The 3,979-nt window shown below is 74.7% G+C and carries 3 protein-coding genes; all 3 read right to left on the bottom strand.

The window, feature by feature from the left end; all coding sequences use genetic code 11:
- Nucleotides 1-65 precede the first annotated feature (65 nt).
- Entirely contained in the window at nucleotides 66-1,052 is a 987-nt protein-coding gene (gene galE, locus ACO1BR_RS29895; protein ID WP_159503507.1) for a UDP-glucose 4-epimerase GalE, read from the bottom strand.
- A 45-nt stretch (nucleotides 1,053-1,097) separates the two neighbouring features.
- A complete protein-coding gene (locus ACO1BR_RS29890) occupies nucleotides 1,098-2,780 on the bottom strand; it encodes a glycosyltransferase family 2 protein (protein WP_426798213.1) in 1,683 nt (560 codons plus the stop codon).
- Between the two features lie 269 nt (nucleotides 2,781-3,049).
- The coding region (locus tag ACO1BR_RS29885; protein WP_426798212.1) for a CDP-glycerol glycerophosphotransferase family protein at nucleotides 3,050-3,979 on the bottom strand (930 nt) is incomplete at its 5' end.

Below are 3,979 nucleotides of genomic sequence, written 5' to 3'. Positions count from 1 at the left end.
CCCCGCCGGCCGTCCCGGGGGAGCGGCCGGCGGACGGGGCCGGAACGCCGTCGCCGGTCGGGCCGTCAGCCGCGCCGGGCCTCGGGGTGGTGGTGCTGCCAGCCCGCCCAGGCCGAGGTGATCATGTCGCGGACGTCGTGGTGGGCCTTCCAGCCCAGTTCGTCCCCGATGCGGTCGGCGGCGGCGACCACGCGGGCCGGGTCGCCGGGGCGGCGCGGGGTGACCTCGGGGGTGACGCCCTCGTGGCCGGTGATCTCGGCGATCAGCGCGACCATCTCGCGGACCGAAACGCCTTCGCCGCGGCCGATGTTGAGGGTCAGATCGCGGACCGGGCCGGGCTCGGCGAGCTTGCGGGCCGCGGCGACATGGGCGTCGGCGAGGTCCGCGACGTGGATGTAGTCGCGGATGCAGGTGCCGTCGGGGGTGTCGTAGTCGTCACCGAAGATGCGCGGGGCGGCGCCCTCGGTGAGCTTCTCGAAGACCATCGGGACGATGTTGAAGACCCCGGTGTCGGCCAGCTCGGGGGTGGCCGTGCCGGCGACGTTGAAGTAGCGCAGGCAGGCGGTGCTGATGCCGTGCGCCCTGCCCGCGGCGCGGGCCATCCACTCGCCGACGAGCTTGGTCTCGCCATACGGGTTGATCGGCACGCAGGGGGTGTCCTCCGTCACCAGGTCCACGTCGGGCATGCCGTAGACCGCGGCCGAGGAGGAGAAGACGAAACGGCCCACACCGCCGGCGGCCATGGCCTCCAGCAGGGTCTGCAGCCCGTGGACGTTCTCGCGGTAGTAGTGGAGCGGCATCTCGACGGATTCGCCGACCTGCTTCTTGGCGGCCAGGTGGACCACATCGGTGACGCCGTGCTCGGCGATGGTGGCGTCGAGCAGCGCCCGGTCGAGCGTCGAGCCGACGACCAGCGGGACGCCCTCGGGGACCCGGGCGCGGACGCCCGTCGTCAGGTCGTCGAGGACGACGACCGTCTCGCCGGCCTGCCGCAGGGCCCTTACGACATGCGAGCCGATGTAGCCGGCACCGCCCGTGATCAAGTAAGACATAGCGCCAATCCTAGGCAGGGGGGACTACGGGGGAGGTAAACGGGGTCAGCGGCCCAGCCGGCGGGCGGCCATCCGCCAGACGCTGCGCGGGCCGGAGGCGACGCGCAGCGCCAGGGCGCCGCCGGTGGTCGCGTAGGGCTGGGCGAGCAGCACCATCTGCCGGGGGCTGGGCAGCACATGGCGGCGCAGCCCCGGGCCCACGGCCCGCAGGGAGGCGCTCAGCGTGGTGCCGTCGTCGCAGGTCAGCTCGGCCATCAGGTCCCACGGCTCGGGGTCGGCCGGGCGGGCGCCGGGCAGCGCGGTGAGCGGGGCGAGGTCCAGCGGCACCTCGGCGGTCCAGGAGGAGCCGTCGGCGGCGGGCGTGAGGGCGGCGGTGCGGACCGGGCCGCGGCGGTCGTCGCGGCGGCGCAGCAGCGCGACGCCGATGCGCGCGGGCCCGGCGGCGGCCAGCCGGCCGTACAGGTCGTGGACCCGGAGCCGGAGCACGCTGCCGGCGGCGGCGACGACCGGTTCGGCGTCGACGGCCACCGGCAGCCCTGCGGACTCCCCGTCGTCGTCGCCGTCACCGGCCCCGGCTTCGGCCTCCGCCTCGTCCTCGCCGAGGCCGTCCAGCGGGACCTCGGGCAGGTCGGCGGACCAGACGGGCCGGCCGTCGTCGTCCCGGGCGTACGGGGGCAGCAGGCGGCCGGGACGGGCCGCGAGCTGGGTCAGCCGCTCCAGGTCGCGGGGGGCGGGGGAGGCCAGGACGACCCGGGCGAGCCAGCGGGCCGGGGCTCCGGCGGCGCGCAGCTCCGGCTCCTCGAAGGAGGCCAGGTGGTCGCGGGTCAGCCGCCACCACTCGGCGCGGTAGTCGGCGCCGCGGGTGTGCAGCTCGCGGACGTACATCCGCAGGTCGTGGTCGAGGAACTTGGTGGCCGCGGCGTGCGCCAGCGCCTTGTGGCCGGCGTCCCCGAGGATCCGCAGCACGGTGCGGTGCGCCGCGATACGGGACTCCCAGTTGGCCACGTCCTTGCGGTCCAGGGAGATCGACTGCTTGGCGGCGGCGCGGCGGACGTGCCAGACGTAGACGGTGTCCGGGACCACCGCGATCCTCGGCGCCGCGGCCAGCACCCGCGCGGTGAACACGAAGTCCTCGTAGGTGAAACGGCCCTCGGGGAAGGCGATCGCGTGCTCGGTGAGGAACGCGCGCGCATAGAGCTTGTTGACGCACAGGGTGTCGCGGACCAGCTGCGGGGCCGCGTCGGGGGTGTCGTACACGGCCGGCTCGCGGTAGATGCCGGGCTGCCAGGGCACGTCGCGGCGGGCGGGCAGCTCGCGGCGCACGCAGGCGCCGGCGGCGACCGGGGCGTCGTGCCGCAGCGCCGCGGAGCGCAGCGCGTCGACCGCGCCCGGCGGCAGCACGTCGTCGCTGTCCAGGAACATCACGAAACGGCCGGTGGCGGCGCGGACGCCGTCGTTGCGCGGGGAGCCGCAGCCGCCGCTGTTCTCGCCGCGGTGGATCACCCGCACCCGGGGCTCGCTGCGGGCGAGGGCGTCCAGTGCGGCGCCGGTGCCGTCGGTGGAGGCGTCGTCCACCGCGATCACCTCGGCGACGGACTCTCCCTGCGCGAGCGCGGAGCGCACCGCGTCGGCGACGTGCACGGCGTCGTTGAACGCGATGACGACGACACTGACCGCAGCGTCGGGCGTGAGGGTGGGCCCAGGCTGTGACTCACGGGCTTCATTCACAGTCACTAAATCTACATTTCGTGTCGACAGCAGCTCTCGGCGCGAGCGGATCGGGCCGAGTTCTTCAGGGTCAGAGCGCGAAACCCGCCGAGCGGTTGCACCGACCGCCTCGGTTTTTCGCCACATTGCCGTCTCGTGACCGGCCGGACGCCGAGAACGGGCCGTGCCGTGACCCGCGGGAACGGATCCGCAGCGACGCCTGCACAAGCTGTAACGACGCGGGCGCCGGGTGATGCCGATCCGGACGCGCACCTGGCGCACCGCGCCGGTCACTCCAGCAGCAGCTCCGCGACCCGGCCCGCCGCACCCCCGTCGTCCAGGTGGCAGAACGCCTCCCGGAAGTCCGCGTACGCGCCCGCGCTCGCCCGGCCGACCCCCGGCAGATCGCCCAGCGCGTCGATCAGCTCACCGGTGGAGGAGAGCAGCGGGCCGGGCACCAGCGCCTCGAAGTCCAGCGAGAAACCGCGCAGCGTGTCCCGGTAGTGCGCCAGATCCGGCGTCAGGAACAGCATCGGGCGGCCCGTGTTGGCGAAGTCCGCGGCCAGCGACGAGTAGTCGGTCACCAGCACATCCGCCGCCAGCAGCAACTCGGTCGCGTCCGGGTACCCGGAGACGTCGACCGCGAACGGGGCGTGGTGCGCGGGCAGTCGGTCGGCGACCAGCGGGTGGCCGCGCACCAGCAGCACATGGTCGCCGGCCAGCGCACCGCGGGCCAGCTCCAGGTCCAAGGGCAGATGCAGCCGGTGGTGCGACGCGTCGTACGCCAGGTGGTCGCGGGGCGTGGGCGCGTACAGGACGGCCGTGCGGCCCGGCTCGACGCCCAGCCGTGCGCGGACCGCGGCGGCCACCTCGTCGCGGTCCGCGGCATGCAGCGCGTCGGTCCGCGGCAGGCCGGTCTCCAGCAGCTTGCCGGAGTAGCCCAGCGCGGACCGCAGCACCGGCGTACTGGCCGCGTTCGGCGACAGCAGCACGCTCCACTGCCGGCCGAGCCGCGGACGCGGCGCCAGATGCGCCAGCCCCGCGCACAGGGTGCCCGCCAGATCGGCCCCGATCCGCTTGAGCGGCGTACCGTGCCAGGTCTGGATCACCCGCTGCCCGGCCCGGCGCACGAACCAGCGCGGCAGATGCGTGTTCGTCACGATCCAGTGGCTGTGCGCCAGCGCACCGTGCCAGGCCGCACTGCCCACCACCACCGCCCG

This window comes from Streptomyces sp. YGL11-2, from assembly GCF_050054615.1.
Taxonomy (GTDB): domain Bacteria; phylum Actinomycetota; class Actinomycetes; order Streptomycetales; family Streptomycetaceae; genus Streptomyces.
Note: the sequence above shows the minus strand (reverse complement) of the source record. Positions and strands in the feature narration are given on the sequence as shown.